Origin of the sequence: Pseudobdellovibrio exovorus JSS, from assembly GCF_000348725.1 — a bacterium.
In the GTDB taxonomy this organism is placed as follows: Bacteria; Bdellovibrionota; Bdellovibrionia; order Bdellovibrionales; family Bdellovibrionaceae; genus Pseudobdellovibrio; species Pseudobdellovibrio exovorus.
In genome coordinates this window covers 314,063-331,008 of the sequence record NC_020813.1, presented here as the reverse complement: position 1 = coordinate 331,008, position 16,946 = coordinate 314,063, and the positions used below count along the sequence as shown (strand labels likewise).

The 16,946-nt window shown below is 43.7% G+C and carries 14 protein-coding genes; 8 read left to right on the top strand and 6 right to left on the bottom strand.

All coding sequences use genetic code 11. The features are described from left to right. Positions 1-77 precede the first annotated feature (77 nt). Together A11Q_RS01700 and rlmN are read right to left on the bottom strand one after the other, a co-directional pair. Positions 78-1,325, bottom strand: a complete 1,248-nt coding sequence (locus A11Q_RS01700; RefSeq protein WP_083860463.1) for a phospholipase D-like domain-containing protein — start codon at positions 1,323-1,325, stop codon at positions 78-80. Positions 1,326-1,429: 104 nt separating this feature from the next. After that, complete coding sequence (gene rlmN, locus A11Q_RS01695) at positions 1,430-2,494, bottom strand: dual-specificity RNA methyltransferase RlmN (RefSeq protein WP_015469050.1); 1,065 nt, start codon at positions 2,492-2,494, stop codon at positions 1,430-1,432. A 31-nt stretch (positions 2,495-2,525) separates the two neighbouring features. Between rlmN and A11Q_RS01690 the strand changes: the two genes are divergently transcribed. Beyond that, complete coding sequence (locus A11Q_RS01690) at positions 2,526-3,020, top strand: hypothetical protein (RefSeq protein ID WP_015469049.1); 495 nt, start codon at positions 2,526-2,528, stop codon at positions 3,018-3,020. Between the two features lie 13 nt (positions 3,021-3,033). Here the strand turns inward: A11Q_RS01690 and A11Q_RS01685 are convergent, their stop codons facing one another. Both A11Q_RS01685 and A11Q_RS01680 read right to left on the bottom strand, forming a co-directional pair. After that, positions 3,034-4,098: a Ppx/GppA phosphatase family protein gene (locus A11Q_RS01685; RefSeq protein ID WP_015469048.1), complete on the bottom strand. Its 1,065-nt coding sequence runs from the start codon at positions 4,096-4,098 to the stop codon at positions 3,034-3,036. 97 nt (positions 4,099-4,195) lie between these two features. Beyond that, a complete protein-coding gene (locus A11Q_RS01680) occupies positions 4,196-4,450 on the bottom strand; it encodes a hypothetical protein (RefSeq protein WP_015469047.1) in 255 nt (84 codons plus the stop codon). A 241-nt stretch (positions 4,451-4,691) separates the two neighbouring features. Between A11Q_RS01680 and A11Q_RS01675 the strand changes: the two genes are divergently transcribed. Both A11Q_RS01675 and A11Q_RS01670 read left to right on the top strand, forming a co-directional pair. Next, a complete protein-coding gene (locus tag A11Q_RS01675) occupies positions 4,692-5,858 on the top strand; it encodes a hemolysin family protein (protein WP_148284916.1) in 1,167 nt (388 codons plus the stop codon). 157 nt (positions 5,859-6,015) lie between these two features. After that, positions 6,016-6,924 (top strand): hypothetical protein, encoded by a 909-nt coding sequence (locus A11Q_RS01670; protein ID WP_015469045.1) that lies wholly within the window; start codon positions 6,016-6,018, stop codon positions 6,922-6,924. An 11-nt stretch (positions 6,925-6,935) separates the two neighbouring features. Here the strand turns inward: A11Q_RS01670 and A11Q_RS01665 are convergent, their stop codons facing one another. Further along, positions 6,936-7,703, bottom strand: coding sequence for a hypothetical protein (locus tag A11Q_RS01665; protein ID WP_015469044.1), 768 nt, complete (start codon positions 7,701-7,703; stop codon positions 6,936-6,938). 72 nt (positions 7,704-7,775) lie between these two features. Between A11Q_RS01665 and A11Q_RS13285 the strand changes: the two genes are divergently transcribed. The 5 genes from A11Q_RS13285 (at position 7,776) to A11Q_RS01640 (ending at position 13,810) form a co-directional block, all read left to right on the top strand. Further along, entirely contained in the window at positions 7,776-8,618 is an 843-nt protein-coding gene (locus tag A11Q_RS13285) for a ThiF family adenylyltransferase (protein WP_015469043.1), read from the top strand. 3 nt (positions 8,619-8,621) lie between these two features. Further along, positions 8,622-9,470, top strand: coding sequence for a pyridoxal-phosphate dependent enzyme (locus tag A11Q_RS01655; protein WP_015469042.1), 849 nt, complete (start codon positions 8,622-8,624; stop codon positions 9,468-9,470). 102 nt (positions 9,471-9,572) lie between these two features. Then, the gene (gene acnA, locus A11Q_RS01650; protein WP_015469041.1) at positions 9,573-12,257 is read left to right on the top strand and encodes an aconitate hydratase AcnA; all 2,685 of its coding nucleotides are present in this window, start codon (positions 9,573-9,575) and stop codon (positions 12,255-12,257) included. A gap of 157 nt (positions 12,258-12,414) precedes the next feature. Beyond that, complete coding sequence (locus tag A11Q_RS01645) at positions 12,415-12,747, top strand: hypothetical protein (protein WP_015469040.1); 333 nt, start codon at positions 12,415-12,417, stop codon at positions 12,745-12,747. Between the two features lie 76 nt (positions 12,748-12,823). After that, positions 12,824-13,810 carry an LLM class flavin-dependent oxidoreductase gene (locus A11Q_RS01640; protein ID WP_015469039.1) on the top strand — a complete coding sequence of 329 codons (987 nt, stop codon included), beginning with the start codon at positions 12,824-12,826 and terminating at the stop codon, positions 13,808-13,810. Here the strand turns inward: A11Q_RS01640 and A11Q_RS01635 are convergent. Next, complete coding sequence (locus A11Q_RS01635; protein ID WP_015469038.1) at positions 13,803-16,946, bottom strand: efflux RND transporter permease subunit; 3,144 nt, start codon at positions 16,944-16,946, stop codon at positions 13,803-13,805. The genes A11Q_RS01640 and A11Q_RS01635 overlap by 8 nt on opposite strands.

Sequence of the window (16,946 nt, the reverse complement as noted above, 5' to 3'; positions counted from 1 at the left end):
AAAGCTCGTTAAGATTCCGTCAAGTAACGCACTATTGATCCCGCACTTGAATCCAATGTCAGAATCCATGCCGTAGCTTAGGGTCTCACTCCAGGGTCCCAGTAGGTTGCTGGCATTTGACGGCGCGACGACGAGATCGACCATAAGTAATCGAATTGACTTGCAAAAGCCGCGATGGTGTCCCGATCACGAATGATGTAGAAGTTTTCAAAATTTTTCAGCAAACCACCACCTGTGTAGTTACCGGCACCTACAATCACCATATTATCTAAGACGATGAATTTGTTGTGCATCTTTTGAGCTGCACCAAAAGATGTCTGTGTAAACCGAACACTGACCCCTGTTCGCTCTAAACCACTGACACTGCGGGCATCTACGGCTTCACGCTCGTACCCTTCAATTGGTTGCAGTCCACCCCAATACAAATCGTCATCGAATACCGCACGACGATCTGTCGCTTTCGATGAACCGAATGCCTTTGTGATACGAGCAAACGAGTAGCGATTCGATGTCATCAAAACTCGCGATGAACGGCGCATTTCATCTTCAATCAATTTTAATAATTTCGGAGAATCCGCAGGCACAAATAGGGCTTCCATTTTTGAGTTCCGTGGATAGTTGATGCCACAATTCGACATATCACGTCCGAAGCGACGTAAGTTGTCTGTATAGCGCTTCAAAGACTCGATAAGGCATTGATGATGGCGCATCAGCGGCGACTCTTTCTTGTCGGTAACAAAACCCCACGTTTCGTGATTGATGGTTAAGCCCGGATTGGAAAAGTTGGCTGTAGCAAAAACCAAAACACTATCATTACGTCTTTCAACTAATAAAAATTTGTTATGATGTAGGTCTCCGCGTGGTTCATCTTCGGCTTCAGCTACACCGATAGAAAATAATTCTCCGCCACAGGCACGCACCTGTTCGGCTGTTGCCGCTTCAGCTCCGGAATCAATAAGAACCTCAACACGCACACCACGACGAATAACTTTGCAAAGTTCAGCTGCAATTTCTTTATGGGAAAAGGTCATGGTTCCCAGCGTGATCTTCACATTCTGGCGATCACGAATCAGAGACACCACTTGCTGAAAGGGTCCTTCAGGATTCGCTTGATTGCGTGGAAGATCATCGCGAGTGCAGAATGAATTTTTGGGTTTATCACCATAAGCTTTACACTGAGGATTCGTAAATCGCATATCCAGTGCGGGCATAGAAATCTGGGCTGGCGCCGTTGACACCTGTGCCGAGGCCACCACGGCCCCCAAGAACGACCAAACCCACACTAAAACCAGTGCCAATATCCCTCGCGTGCTTATTTTTTTCATAGACGTAGCTGTAGAAACTTTCAGCGACTCTGGCAACTCAGAAAACGGGGGAATGCTGCTGAAAAAGACAGATTTTGTACTTTTTTCAAGAGTGACATGGCTCTCTAAACTTCAAGGCTCGAAGCCGACGATTTAGATTTCGTATTGAGCTGTCCACAGGCCGCAAGGATCTCGTCCCCTTTGGTCGTACGGATAGTAACCGGAACATCGTAGGTTTTGAGGATATCACGGAAGCGCTCGACAGTGGCTTTTTCGGGACGTTCAAAAGGGGATTCCGGAAATGGATTAAAAGGAATTAAGTTAATGAAGGCCTTTTTATCCTGCAATAATTTTCCTGTGGCGTGAGCATCCTCATCACTGTCATTGAAGTTTTTAATCAGAAGATACTCAAATGTGGCAAATCGCTTTTCCCCCTGCGGAATGGCCGCCACGATGGGCAAAACTTCTTCTAATGGAAACTTACGATTGATCGGAATGAGTTCATTCCGTTTGGCCTCAAACGGAGAATGCAAAGACAGCGCAATGTTCACATTCGGCATTTCCTCTTTCCAACGCTTTAAACCTGGCAAGTAACCAGAGGTCGAGATAGTGATTTTATGCGGAGCTAAACTCAGTCCATGCTGTGAAAGAAAAATCTCGGTGGCTTTTTTAACAGAATCGAAATTGTGTAATGGTTCACCCTGCCCCATGAAAACGATATTTAAAATCTTATCATCCTCGGGACGATTTTCAGTTAACCACTTCTTGGCTTGTAAGAACTGGCCTATGATCTCTTCTGTTTTCAAGTGACGAGTAAACCCCTGTTTCCCTGTAAAACAAAAAGCGCAGTTCATCCCACACCCGACCTGCGAAGACAGACACAGAGTGTATTTTTTTTGAAAAGGAATTAAAACACTTTCAACTTTCATCCCATCGTGCAATTCAAAAAGAAACTTAACTGTCAGATCCTGTGATTGTTGAATAAAATCAATTTGAGGCAGGTCAAAATTAAAATTCTCGTAAACAAATGCACGGGCTTTTTGCGACAACTCTTGCCGTCCATATTCGTCACGACGATTTTTTTTGTAATACCAATTAAATAACAGCCTCGCACTGGCCACAGGTATTTGCCGACTTTGGCAGAGCTCTTGGAGTTCTTGAAAAGAGTATTGGTAAAACGATGTCGACATCGCTTACACTGATACTAAATCGGAGGACCCAATGCAAAACAAAACCCTCAAAAACATAGCTGTATTGATCGTTATCTTTGTTTTAGGCTTCGCTATCTATCGTGCGACTCGCCCGAAACCAGATGAACGCGCCTTTTTGTTAGCACTTCCCGCCCATATTGCAGCCTTAGCTGAAAAACAACAGGGTGGAGAAATTAAAAAATTCATTTCTAAAAACTATTCCGATTCGAAAAACAGAACCTTTCAAGATGTGGGTGGAATCATCACCGCCTATATGTTACGTGGCGGTGCGATCTCTGTTTATACCTTAAAACCACAGGTGAAAAGTTTGGATATAACAACAGATCCACCGAAAGCCCATCTGACTTTTCAAGCCGCTTTGGCCCAAGGGGCCCGCAATGCGGGTGCCTTAGATCTTATTCCTGAAAGTGCGTCTTATTACGATTTCTCGTTACAAATGGAAAAGACAGATGATGATGGCTGGCAAGTCTACTCAGCGGAATGGGAACCTGTCTCGATTCAATAGTTCATTGCTGGACTTAGTTTTTCTTTTCGGTATTTTCATTACTTTGTTTATCATCTTGTTCATCCAGTTGAAACAGCAACCAGCCTTGAGCTAACGAGGCTTTTACTGTTTCAACTTTTTTTATCTTCAGGGCTTGCATGAAGCCTGCAACCAGAGCCAAGTTCGTCACATCTGTTGCAGCATAATCGCCACCTAGTTGTTGATCGTTGAGCTTCGCACGTTTCTTCAAAGCTTTTTGTAAATCTTTAACTTGGTAGGTGTTTTTTACTTTTGTCTGCTCGCGAACCGAGTTGTACAAAACACCCCCGATCCCAATCCATGTTACCTGACGTGATAGCTTTTGAAACTCTGAGGGCACATGGGCGCTTGCATAAGTTTCTGAAAGTTTCACCGCATCGGTCCACTGCGCACCTAGAGGATTCGGCGAATTTTGTGTTTTAGCATCTTTTTTTTGAAGTTCGTTGATAACACGATTCTTGAAATTTACCGCCGCCAGTTCACCTTGATAAATCGTCAAACCTGTTTCAGCAGCTTTAGGTTGAGTGATCATCTGCATAGAACCACCACCAATATCCCAGACGACGACTTGTTCGCCCTGACGTGGTGGGCGCTGTGCTAAGGCTGACCAGTATCCTAAGCGGGCTTCATCTTCTTGCGAGATCATTTGCACTGGACCCGAAATCGCTTCCGAGATTTTCTTCATCACATCCTCGCCATTCTTCGCACGACGAAAAACAGATGTCGCTAAAGCGTGGATCGACACAGCCCCATGTTGACGCATTTTCTGACTTAACTCTTTCATTCGTGGCAACTGTGCTTTAACAAAGGCCTCTGGAATCTTTTGATCAGCAGAAGTTTCATGGGCTTCACTGAAAGGAACCGCCATATTTTCTTCGAATAAAACTTTATGAATTTTTTTCTGACATGTATCAACGATAGCTACAACTGATTTCGTAGAGCCAGAACCAATATCCAAAGCTCCTTGAGTTACAAGGCAATCTGAGGCGAAAGACTGTGTAGAAAGAAATAGAAAAAATAGGAATAGCTTTGCAGAACAAACAGATAGAATTTTTTTCATCCGCACATGGTAAAAGAAATCACCTGCAAGCGCAAAGTTATTAGAAAAAATAAAAAAAGAAACCGGCCCTCATAAAGCCGGTTTCCGAAAACCGAAACTAAGCGTTGCCTTGAGTAGGTAACTTATTAAATGACTTAGTTTTGGTTGAAGAGAATGTCTGCTGAGAACCTTTGTTCTGTTGCTGACTTCTCTGATTTTGGTTGTTGTGCTGTCCCGAAACCTGTTGGGATTGTGGTTTCTGAACATTTTTTTGGTTGTCTTGATTGTTCTGCTTACCCTGCTGGGCTTGCTGTTGCTTTTGTTGTTGCGGTTGCTGCTGCTGACGCTGCGGTTGTTGTTGATTTTGTGCCATGGACGTTCTCCTTTAATTAATTTTTTGTGGCTTCAGAGTTCGTCCCGATCTTTTAGGACTTACCGCCGCGCCCTTGCTTTTTACTGAAGCAATCACGAGACCAAATAGCAGAAATCCAAATTCTGAGTTGAGATACTTTCTATTCGTTTATGGGATTTTTTTAAAAACTAGCCGAGAAAAAAAGCCCCCACGCTTGGTGGAAAGATTGGCAGATAGCACCACAATCGCCCCTATACGAAACATGAAGACCTTTACAATCTGCGTTATGACAGCCTTTCCCATCTTCACTAAACTCACGAACTTCGGCTCGGCACTAGATCAAGCCTTAACTCAACCCAGGATGTATATGGACCCAGACCCCAGTTCTCAAAGTTTATTAGTGACCTTTATTTTTATCTTTTTCGCCATCGTTCTTGTCTTTTTGAACGCTTTCTTTGTCGCCGCAGAATTCGCCATCGTTAAAGTACGCAAAACACGCCTAGAAGAATTAGCCAATAACGGCAACAAAACCGCTAGCCTTGCCTTATCCGTCGTTAACAAATTAGATGAATACCTCTCTGTCTGCCAATTAGGGATCACCTTAGTCAGTCTGGGGCTTGGATGGATCGGTGAACAGTCGTTCTACACTCTTCTAAAAATCATGTTCCCAAATCCACCTTTCCGCGTGGAGCTATTCCATATTATCGCAACTGGTATTTCGTTCTTCATCATTTCGATGTTGCACGTTGTACTGGGTGAGCTTGTCCCTAAAAGCATGGCGATCCAAAGGGCTGAAAAAGTCACTTTGGCTTTAGCTAAACCACTTCGTTACTTCTATCTGATTTCTAAACCTTTGATTGATGCTTTCACCGCGTTAGCCAATCTGATTCTGAAATCCATTGGTTTTCGCCAAAGCAAAGAAGATCTGATGAGTGAAGATGAGCTACGCATGGTGATTTCACATTCGACAACTGGCGGTGTGATTTCAGATAGCGAAGCACAAATCATCCAACAGGCTTTCAGCTTTTCGGATAAGCTCGCTAAAGATATTTTGATTCCTGTTGAAAAGGTTCAATATATTTCTTTGTCGCGCAGTTTTGAAGAAAACAAACAAGTTATCCTCAGTCGAAACCACACTCGTTTTCCTGTTTGTCGCACGGACATGAACGATGTGATCGGTATTCTGAATATGAAAGATATTCGCTTTCATGATGTGGAAGCCAATGCCACTTTTGAAGAAAAAATGCGTCCTCCGTTTTTCATTCCAGCACACATGCCAGAAGATAAATTGATGAAGCAGTTTAAAGAGCGCCGTTTCCACTTGGCGATTGTTCGTAATACAGAAGATCACACCACATTAGGAATTGTGACATTAGAAGATATTCTGGAAGAACTAGTCGGCGACATCGTCGACGAACACGGAAACTAGTTAACACTCAGAGATATTTTCCTTATAAGGAAAATATCTCTGTCATCATATCCACTTCTTTATAAATATCTACGAAGATGTCCCCTAACAGGGGGGACTACTCATATTATTCGCGTTCAAATTTGACCCTCTTACTAAAGCATGAGAGAACCTATCTATGTCTCAGACTGCAGGTTTCACTCTTGATGGCCTTTTCTGTAGCTCTAAGTTTTTAGACACATTAGAGCGTATTCGCCTTACGACAGATACTGACAATGAAACATGGCATGAAGTTTTGAAAATGCCAGCGAAAGACTATCAAAATCTACGTTTAGGAAAAGCCGAAATCACAGATAAACTTGTCGAAAATGTCTCGGAACATTTTCATGTTGATCCTCTATCTTTGCTAAAAGGACGTATTGATTTTAAAGATCTGGCTTTACGCCACCAAAATACAGATCAAGAAATTCCTGAAAGTTATTCCAAAGCCGCTTTCGGAAGAAAACGAACTTCAATCACTTCTGTTAACTTTCTAGAAAAATATGTCGGTTGGAGACTCCGCCTAGACGCCATGAAAAGTTTGGGCATCGGTGAAAAAGATCTACAGGATCCTTTCTCGCCCATCAGTATGAGATTCATCACTGATCTTTGTGCTTATTTACATGATCGCCAATTTAGCGAACAAGACTTTTTCGCAATGGGTGCTTTTACATACGAAGGCAATAAAAATTCAGTGATAGCACAGTTGTTTGCCAATTTATCGTGCCCTCTAGATGCCTATGAGTTTTTCTTCAATGATTGTATGAAACTTTTTGAACAAAACTGTATCTACACGATCACACACTCAACGGCCCTAGGAATGACTGTCGAGTATGTAACGAACCCTCATGTCGCAGCGGAATCTGGCGTGCCTCACTTAGGTAATACACATGTATGTCATTTGAAAGTTGGCTCTATTGCCAACGTAACTCGTTATATCGGATTACCGCCTTCACAAATCGAAAAGACGTCTTGTGTCCATCAAGGCGATGCCGTCTGCACTTTAGAGATTACATTTCCTAAAGTTCGTATGCATGCCCGTGTGTAACTAATAATTTTTTAGGCAGCAGGTTGAACTTCTGTAGTCGAAAGAGGTTTAACTTTAATAAGTAATCTTTCATTCCACAAATGTTGCCATTTACGAGAAATCTCTAAAGCCCAAAAACTGAATTCCTGCAAATGCATCACCTGAACCAGTTCTCCGGCTAAATGATGTATGTGTATCGGGCCTAGATTTTCCTCGTTTTCCGTTTGCAAAGGTTTCCAACCACAGTTATCCAACCACTTTTCAATTTTAAAACGACACGTGCCTCCGGCAAAAAGCTCAGGAAACCCCATTGCTTTTTGCTGGCTGACAAACATCATCGTTAAAATTTCGCGCAAGAATAGCGAGCGCTCTTTCGAAGTTCGTTCAGAGGGTTCAATACTGAGTGAGGCCGTGTAGACGATGTCTTTGTTCTGTCGATCTACTTCTTCAATAATTTCAGCTAGAGCTTTTTGATGCAGTGGTGCCCCAGCTTGTTGAAGCAAACTCATTCCTGGAAAATTCATAAAGTGCTGTCGCGCTTTCTTTAATGAGGTCCAGCGCATGGCCATGATCGGTACCAACGACTCATCCGCTTCTACACGACAAAGCGCTATGTGAGTTGAGATCATATCAGACCCATCTACAGGCATAACTCCATAGGGATACTCATGCCCATACCCGCGAAGTTTGACTCCGATGAAATCTTTTAAGAACCCCCCTACTCGTGGGTCTTCCCACGTGTCGTAAGGCGATTCGACCACTACTATTTTTAATTTTTCATTATTAGTTTCATTTTTCATTCAAGTTACTTTACGGAAAGTCAGATAAGATAATTAAATTTTTTTTGTTTGTTTACCTAGACGGAGGTCAAAATGAGTTCACTATATAAAGAGAGATTCTTAAGAAGCCAAGGTATTGTCGATGAACCCCACATGAAGAAAATTCGCTCGACTCGAATTGCCATTGGAGGCTTAGGTCTAGGTGGATCTATCTTTCTAAATCTGGTCCGTATGGGTTTCGAAAAATTTCATATCTCTGACCCTGATGTCTACGAGCGAACAAATATCAATCGCCAACGTATGGCAAAAGAATCCACAGTTGGTGTACGTAAAGATGAATCCTTGGTGCGCGAAGCCCTTGATATTAATCCTGATCTTGAAATCACCTGCTTTCCTGAAGGACTTCATAAAAATAATATTCACGCTTTTCTAGAAGGTGTGGATTGGGTTGTGGATGTCGTGGATGTCTTCGCTTTGAATGAAAAATTAGCTCTGAACGAAGAAGCTGCTCGACGTGGACTTCCTGTAGCTTCCTGCGGATCATTCGGGTTCGCCGGAGCCGTCGTTGTCTTTAATAAAACAACTCCTACATTTGCTGAGCTAACAGGTATGAAGCCTGAGCTTCCCTATGAAACAAATATCAAAAACTTTATTCAGTTCCTTTGCCCCGAAGTTCCTGACTATATGGAAGAGCAGCTTTATAAAGCTTTTGGTCGTAACTCTCACATTCCCTTTGTCGTGCCCGGAGTTGAAATCGCTGCCGCAGTAACTGTCAGTGAAATTTCAAAACATATTTTAGGAATAGGTAAAGAGGTTCTTGCTCCTTACGGAATCTTCACTGATCCTATAAAGGTGGAAACCTGCATATTTAAAGCCTCTTACCTCGAACGCACATTAGAAACCCATAAGTATCAGCCTTTCAAGAAAGCAGCTTAACTTGTGATTCGAACGCTACTGGTACGCATTCAGGATGAGCGTCTATCTGAGTCTTTGAAATCAAGACAACTGTGGACGACATTAGAAGGTGAAAATCCCAGTGGTTCTATTAAAGATCGCATGGTACTGCCCGAGTTATTACAAGCGCTAAAGTCAGGCTCTCTACGAGTTGGGGACTGTGTTAGCGAAATCAGTGCGGGTAGTACAGCTCTTTCGTTAGCACATTACTGTCAGCATTTGAATTTAAAATGCCATCTGTTTGTTCCTAATAGTATTGCAGAACCCTTAAAAGAAAAACTCACTTCGCTGAAAGCGACGTTGACTCTATGTGATCCTCAAACAGCTTACCAAGAGTATGAAGATTTTTTGAAAGCGAATAAGCTCTTTGCCTTTCAACAGATGCAAAGAGCTTCCTTACGTTCGCACTACAAAACGTGGGCCCAAGAACATCTTCTTCATAAAATTCAGCCGACTTTGGATGCCGTCATCGGCGCAGTGGGTACTGGACATTCACTCTTAGGTATCAGCGAAGCATTGCAACCCCATGAAGGAGCTATTTCAGCCGAGCCCATTAGTAGCGAAAAAACAGATGGTGTTCGTAACATCAAAGAGACTCGTTTCGGGGCAAATGATCCCTGCCCGTTAAATTTTATTAACAAACGCTATGAAATTTCCCAGACTGATTTTTTTCCTCACCATCAAATTATGACGAATGTCGGTCTGATCACGATTTCAGATTCATTTCGCATGACTTTGGCCGCTGCGCAAAAATTTTCTGAAGAGGTCCCTTCAGCCAAAAGACTGTTTTTAGTGAACTCGCATGGTCGACGCACTGAGGGTGGATTCTCATAAGTAGACCAAAATCTACCTTGAGCCAATAACAGTTCTCTGCACCCTATTAACCTGCTAAAATCAAGCCGATCTTAATTCATTTTCTGAACGAAAGGATTCCTCATGTTGATACAATCACGCAACAGCCTCAAAACAAAAACAGAACTTACAGTTGGTGGAAAAACCTATACGATTTTTAATCCTAATAAATTGCAACATCCTAATTTGGACAAGTTACCTCTTTCTCTTAAGGTTTTATTAGAAAATCTTTTACGCCATGAGGATGGCATTAATGTGACTCCGGCTGATATTGAAAGTCTTTTAAGTCTTAGCAAAGAGTCGCAGACAAAAGAGATCGCTTTTTTTCCTGCACGCGTTTTAATGCAAGATTTTACGGGCGTTCCTGCGGTGGTGGATTTGGCAGCTATGCGTGATGCCGTAAAAAAACTAGGTGGAGATCCCGCTTTGATCAACCCTTTAACTCCCGTCGATCTGGTTATCGATCACTCGGTCACTGTAGATCACTACGGAGACAATAAATCTTTCGAAGAAAACGTAAAAATTGAATTCCAAAGAAATAGTGAACGCTATGTTTTCTTGAAATGGGGACAGGGAGCCTTCAACAACTTCCGCGTGGTGCCACCGGGAACAGGTATCTGTCACCAAGTGAATCTAGAATACTTGGCCAAAACAGTATGGAGTAATGAAGCCGGAGGAACTCTCTGGGCCTACCCTGACACATTAGTCGGAACCGACAGCCATACCACCATGGTGAATGGCCTATCCGTTTTAGGTTGGGGCGTCGGCGGGATCGAAGCCGAAGCCGCTATGCTGGGACAAGCACTCAGTATGCTGATTCCAGAAGTGATTGGTTTTAAATTAGTCGGCAAATTGCGCGAAGGCACAACCGCCACAGATCTGGTTTTAACGGTGACGAATATCTTAAGAAAACGTGGCGTGGTTGGAAAGTTCGTCGAATTCTTCGGTGAAGGTTTAGCTCACTTGCCATTAGCAGATCGAGCGACGATCGCCAATATGGCTCCGGAATATGGGGCCACATGTGGTTTCTTCCCTGTGGATGACGAAACACTGAAATACCTAAAGCTTTCTGGTCGTGATCAACAGACAATTAACTTAGTTGAAGCCTATGCCAAAGAAACCGGCCTATGGAGAAACGGCAATGGCGACAACATACAATTCAGCGACGTTCTGACATTAGATCTTTCCACAGTAGAGCCTTCCCTTGCTGGTCCGAAACGTCCGCAAGATCGTGTGGCCTTAGCTCAGACATCCGTAGATTTCCGTAATCAATTGATTTCGGGCTTCCAAGTTCCTGAATCGAAAACATCGAAAAACACTTCGACGATTCCTGTTGAAGGTACGGATTACGATTTAGGTAATGGAGATGTGGTTATCGCGGCGATCACCAGTTGTACCAACACATCCAACCCCTCAGTGATGATTGGCGCCGGCCTCGTTGCTAAGAAAGCCATTGAGCGCGGATTGCAAGTCAGACCTTGGGTCAAAACTTCTTTAGCTCCCGGATCTCAGGTCGTAACAGACTATTTAGAAAAATCAGGTTTACAAAAATATCTTGATCAACTCGGTTTTAATTTGGTGGGTTATGGTTGTACGACCTGTATTGGAAACTCGGGTCCACTTTCTTTGCCGATTTCAAATGCGATTGAAAAAGGTAATTTAGTGGTGGCCTCTGTCCTTTCAGGAAATCGTAACTTTGAAGGGCGCATCAATCCACTGTCTAAAGCCAATTACTTAGCTTCGCCTCCGCTAGTTGTGGCTTATGCTATCGGCGGCAGCTTGCTGACAGATATCACAACAGAACCTCTAGCCCATGATAAAAATGGTCAACCGGTTTATCTAAAAGATATCTGGCCAAGCAATCAGGAAATTCAAGATGTAGTGAACTCTGTTTTGAATACGCAGATGTTCAGTGGCCGTTATAATGATGTCTTTATCGGCACCGAGGATTGGCAGAAAATCGAAACCACATCTTCGCAAACCTATGATTGGGCTGAAAGTACCTACATCAAAAACCCGCCTTATTTCGAAGGTATGACCAAAACTCCAGCGGCGTTAAGTGATATTAAGGGTGCGAAACTACTGGCACTTTTAGGTGACTCGATCACCACAGACCATATCTCCCCTGCTGGGAATATCAAAAAAGACTCGCCTGCTGGAAAGTTCTTAACAGATGCCGGAGTCGATGTTTTTAACTTCAACTCTTATGGTACACGCCGTGGTAATGACGACATTATGGTGCGTGGAACTTTCGCGAATATCCGTTTAAAAAATGAAATGGTACCCAACACCGAGGGCGGAATCACTCGCTATTTGCCAACAGGTGAAACGATGTCGATTTACGATGCGGCTATGAAGTATCGTGAAAGCAAAACTCCGCTTATCGTGATCGGAGGACAGGAATACGGAACAGGTTCTTCACGTGACTGGGCCGCTAAAGGGACTTTACTTTTAGGGGTTAAAGCCGTGATCACAGAAAGCTTTGAACGTATCCACCGCTCTAATTTAATTGGTATGGGTGTTTTGCCTTTACAATTTCTTGCGGGCACAAACCGTAAAACTCTGGGTTTAACAGGAAATGAAAGTTTCGATATTTTAGGAATCAGCTCAGGTCTAAAAGTCGGACAGGAATTTGATCTGGTGATCACTTACGCTGACGGAAAACAAGTGACGACGAAAGTGAAATCCCGTATCGACACCGCGGTTGAATTGGATTATTTCAAACACGGCGGAATCTTGCATTCTGTTTTACGTAAGTTAGTTCCTTAGTCGCACACACAGGACTGTCTACTGCATTGACAGTCCTGTACTTTCTAGCCTGCCGTTTTTTGCACTTTTACAGCCCTCTGCTTTTACTTTATACCTCTTTCTAATTCTTTAAATAAACAATGGTTTTTAATTAAACAGAAATGAAAGGGTATATCCTATGAAAAAATTAATCGTAGCTTCTTTAATCTTAGTTGGTTCAATCGCCTCTGCTGACCAATGTGCTTATATCTCTAAAGCTCAAGCTGGTAAGGCTTTGAAGGCTTTAGTTGATGCTTCTAAAGTGCAAACACTATGTGAGCCTTGTGGTGAAACTCGCGCACAAACTGTTCGTGTTGAATCTTTAGGTATGAAAAAAACTGGTTACCAAAACTATTCTGAAGTGACTGTTAACGAAAAAGGTATCGACTTAGCTTACACGTATGTAAACGGCTTAAACTTAGCTAAGTTGGTTGGTTGCCCTGCAAGTGGCGTAAGCGCTTCTTTACGCTAAGCTCTTTGACATAGCTCTGCAAAAAAGGGAGTCTTTTGACTCCCTTTTTTATTTTCTGAACACTAAAGGAGGCCGAGTGATTCCTCTTTCTATTTTAGAACTCGTCCGCGTCAGCGATGTGACAACACCTCGAATAGCTTTAGATCAAGCTCGTGATCTTGCTGTACACGCCGAAAAACTTGGCTATCAGCGTATTTGGATTGCGGAACACCACAATTTTCCAAGTATCGCCAGTGCCGCCACTTCCCTTGTGATTTCTCATTTGGCTCAGGCCACACATACGATTCGTGTCGGTGCAGGTGGAATCATGTTACCGAATCATGCTCCTTACATTATCGCGGAGCAATTCGGAACGTTAGCCCACCTGTATCCAAATCGAATTGATCTGGGACTGGGACGAGCCCCAGGAACAGATCAATTGACCTTGCGCGCTTTGCGCCGGTCACCGCAGGCTTCGGATACTTTTCCTCAGGATGTGGTCGAGTTACAATCTTATTTCACTGATGAAGCCAGCGAACAGCGCACTGTTGCTGTTCCGGCTGCAGGCACACATATTCCTTTGTGGATTTTAGGTTCCAGTCACTTTGGGGCTATGCTGGCAGCAGAATTAGGTCTTCCTTATTCTTTTGCTTCGCACTTTGCTCCGGATCAATTGTTATCAGCTTTGGAAATCTACCGCCGTAACTTCAGACCTTCTAAGCAACTGCAAAAGTCTTATGCCATGGTCGGAGTCAATATCATCGCCGCTGACACCGATGAAGAAGCAAGACGATTGGCGACGACACAACAAATGTCATTTACCAATATCTTCCGCGGAGCCCGCGGTTATAGCCTTGCTCCGATCGACAATATTGATACCTATTGGTCCCCTTTAGAAAAAGCGCAGGTACAACGTATGCTCGCACGTTCAATTGTGGGCTCTGTTGAAACAGTTAAAAAAGGAATTGCGGACTTAGTCGCAGAAACCAACGCCGACGAACTCATCGTCGTGTCGGATGTCTACGACCAAGAAGCCCGCTTGAAATCTTTTGATCTGATTATGCAAGCGGTGAAATCTAATTAGTTTCTAGAGCTTCCGCCGCTCTTTCTACCACTTCTTCTTCATCTGGATTCGTGCGTTTATCAAAGCGCGAGAACACGCTGTACACGCTCGGAACCACATACAAAGTTAATAGCGTTGATACTAAAACCCCACCGATCACGGCAATCGCCATCGGCTGACGAGCTTCAGCCCCAGGTCCTAAGCTCAAGGCCGCAGGAATAGCACCAGCAATCGTCGCAATGGATGTCATCAAAATCGGTCTTAGACGATTCGGACACGCTTCCATCAAGGCGGCAAAGACATCTGTTTTACCTGCATCGCGGGCCTGATTGGTAAAGTCTACCAATAGAATCGAATTCTTTTTCACGATACCCATCAATAAAACTAACCCGATCATACTGAATAGATTTAATGACTGATCTCCAATAAGCAATCCTAAGAAAGCTCCCGAAAAGCTGAACGGCATCGCTACAAATACAGTGAATGGATCGATGAAGCTATTGAACTGAGACGCCAAGACCATGTAGGCCACAACAAAGCCCAGAACGAGTGCCAACGCCAAGCTCATAAAGCTCTTCATAAATTCTTCAGACGAACCACTTAAGCGGAAGGCGTAATCGGCATCCAAGTGCGACTTCGCTACTTCTTCTGCTTTTGTTAATGTCTGCTGTTGGCTGAGTCCTTCACCGACGTTTCCGTAGATACTAATCGCGCGCTCACGATTTTTACGAGAAATCGACGAAGCCACTGACGCCTGCTGGATATCAACGACGGACGCTAATGAAACTAATTCTCCGCGGTTGTTACGCACATAGAGTTCTTTAATACGCTCTTCTGGTGCACGGCCATCATCTGTTAACTTCACGCGAATATCATAGCGATGTCCGCCTTTTTCATAGGAACCTGCAATCACACCGCCGATAGCCGCATTGACCACAGCTCCAACCGAAACCACGTCTACTCCGCGGGCTGAGGCTTTTTCACGATTAGGAACAATGTGAACCTCGGGCGCACCTGTTAACAAATCAGAACCCATGTCGGTCATGATTTTTTTCTCGGTGAGGTCGGCAATAATTTTATCCGCCATACCTGAAAGCTTTTCCCAATCAGGTCCTTGAATCGTGAACTCAACAGGATAACCGCTGCCTCCGCCGCCACCGAAGCCCTGTGTTGACGGATCTTGCACTTGCGGTTTCGCTTCTGGCACCACTTGGTTAAGATGTTCACGGACAACTTTGATCATCTCTTGCTGACTGAGTTCTTTACCACTGACAGCATCAACGCCACGTTCGCCTTTTTTCTTCATCTCGACAAAAATCATCGCGGAATTCGTTTCTCCTCCTGTGAAACCACCGGCTGCCACGAAGTAAGAGTTAATTTCTGAACGGCTTCCTAAGAAGTCCTCTACAAGACGTGTTCTTTGATCGGTCATACTAATGGACGTACCCGGTGGATTCGTCATTTGAATCATGAACATGCTTTGATCTTGTGCCGGTTGGAACTCACCGCGCAGTAAAGAAACAGAAGCAAAACTCAGAATAAAGAAAACTGTAGAGCCAATAATGACTTTCCAGCGATGTCTTAAAGACACTTCGAGTGTACGCGCATAAGCTTTTCTTAAGCTTTCAAAACCATCTTCAAAGAATTTTCCAAAGCGAGTTGTTCTTTCAACAGAACCTTTAAACTGTGAAGCCCGCATCGGAGTTAATGTTAAGGCTTCTAATAACGAGATCATCACCGCTGCACTGAGGGTCACACCGAACTCGAATAAGAATCGCCCAATGATTCCTTCCATAAAGGCAATCGGCAAGAAAATCGCTACAAGTGAAATAGACGCTGCTATGGCTGCGAAGGTGATTTCACGTGCACCGATGATAGCTGCCTGACGGCGAGGTTTCTTCATTTCACGATGACGAATAATATTTTCTAGAACCATGATGGCATCGTCGACCACAATCCCGATAGCCAAACTGAGTCCTAGCAAAGTGAAGATATTTAACGTAAATCCGGCGAAGCTTAAGATGATAAAGCTTCCCAGAATCGACGTTGGGATTGCCAAAAGCACGTTCACTGTTGACGCCCAAGAACCAATGAACATCCAGCAAACTAAAGATGTTAATAGAGCCGCTAACACTAATGTCAGAACTAGCTCTTCCACTGACTCTTCGACGAACTTCGTTCCATCGAAGTTCACAACAATTGAAGTTCCCTCTGGCATATTTTTTTGAATCGAATTAATTTTTTCTTTTACGGCTTTCGCTACGTTGACGGCATTGGCTCCACGCTGTTTCACCACACCTAAGCCCACCGCGGGCTGCCCATTCGTACGAGCAAATTGAAGGACATCGACTGTGCCTTCTTCAATAGTCGTTAGTTTTCCTAATTGAACTGGAGTGTAGTTAGGAGCCCCACCACGCGAGTTAATCAGAATTTTTGAAAAGCTTTCCACTGTTTTTGCTTCACCCAAAGTACGCAAACTGTATTCTTTGTTATTGTACTCTGTACGGCCTGATGGTGGTTCACTGTGCTCGGTACGAACCGTGTTAACGATGTCATTCACTGTTAAAGCATAGCGCTTGAGTTCTTCATTTTTTACCCAGATACGTAAGTTGGGATCTAAATAGCCGGGCATCCAAAGGTTACCTACGCCGGGAACTGTCGTGATCTGATCTCGGATATCATTCTTCACAAAAGTCATTAACTCGGGAACACTCATCTTAGAGCTATTCACTGAAATCCACATGATCGGGAATTCAGACATGGCCATTTTCATCACGGTGACAGGTTTCATCCCTGTCGGCAGCATCTCTTGCACTTGTGATACTTTGGCTTGAACGTCTTGAAAAGCCGCATCTAGATCGCGGTTCAAATCGAATTCAACTGTGATCTCGGCCACGCCTACGCGTGACTTTGATGTGATATTCTTCACCCCTTGAATACTGATCAAAACGTCTTCCAGCGGATCGACTACGTCCGCTTCCATAACTTGCGGAGCGGCTCCTTCGTAACGAGCTGTTAACGAGATAATAGGAAATTCTACATCTGGCATTTCGCTGACACCCATACGAGTGAACGAGATCGCACCGAAGACGATCAATCCAAACATCAACATCCATGCAAATACGGGGTTCTTAATTGAAATATCTGACAATGTCAT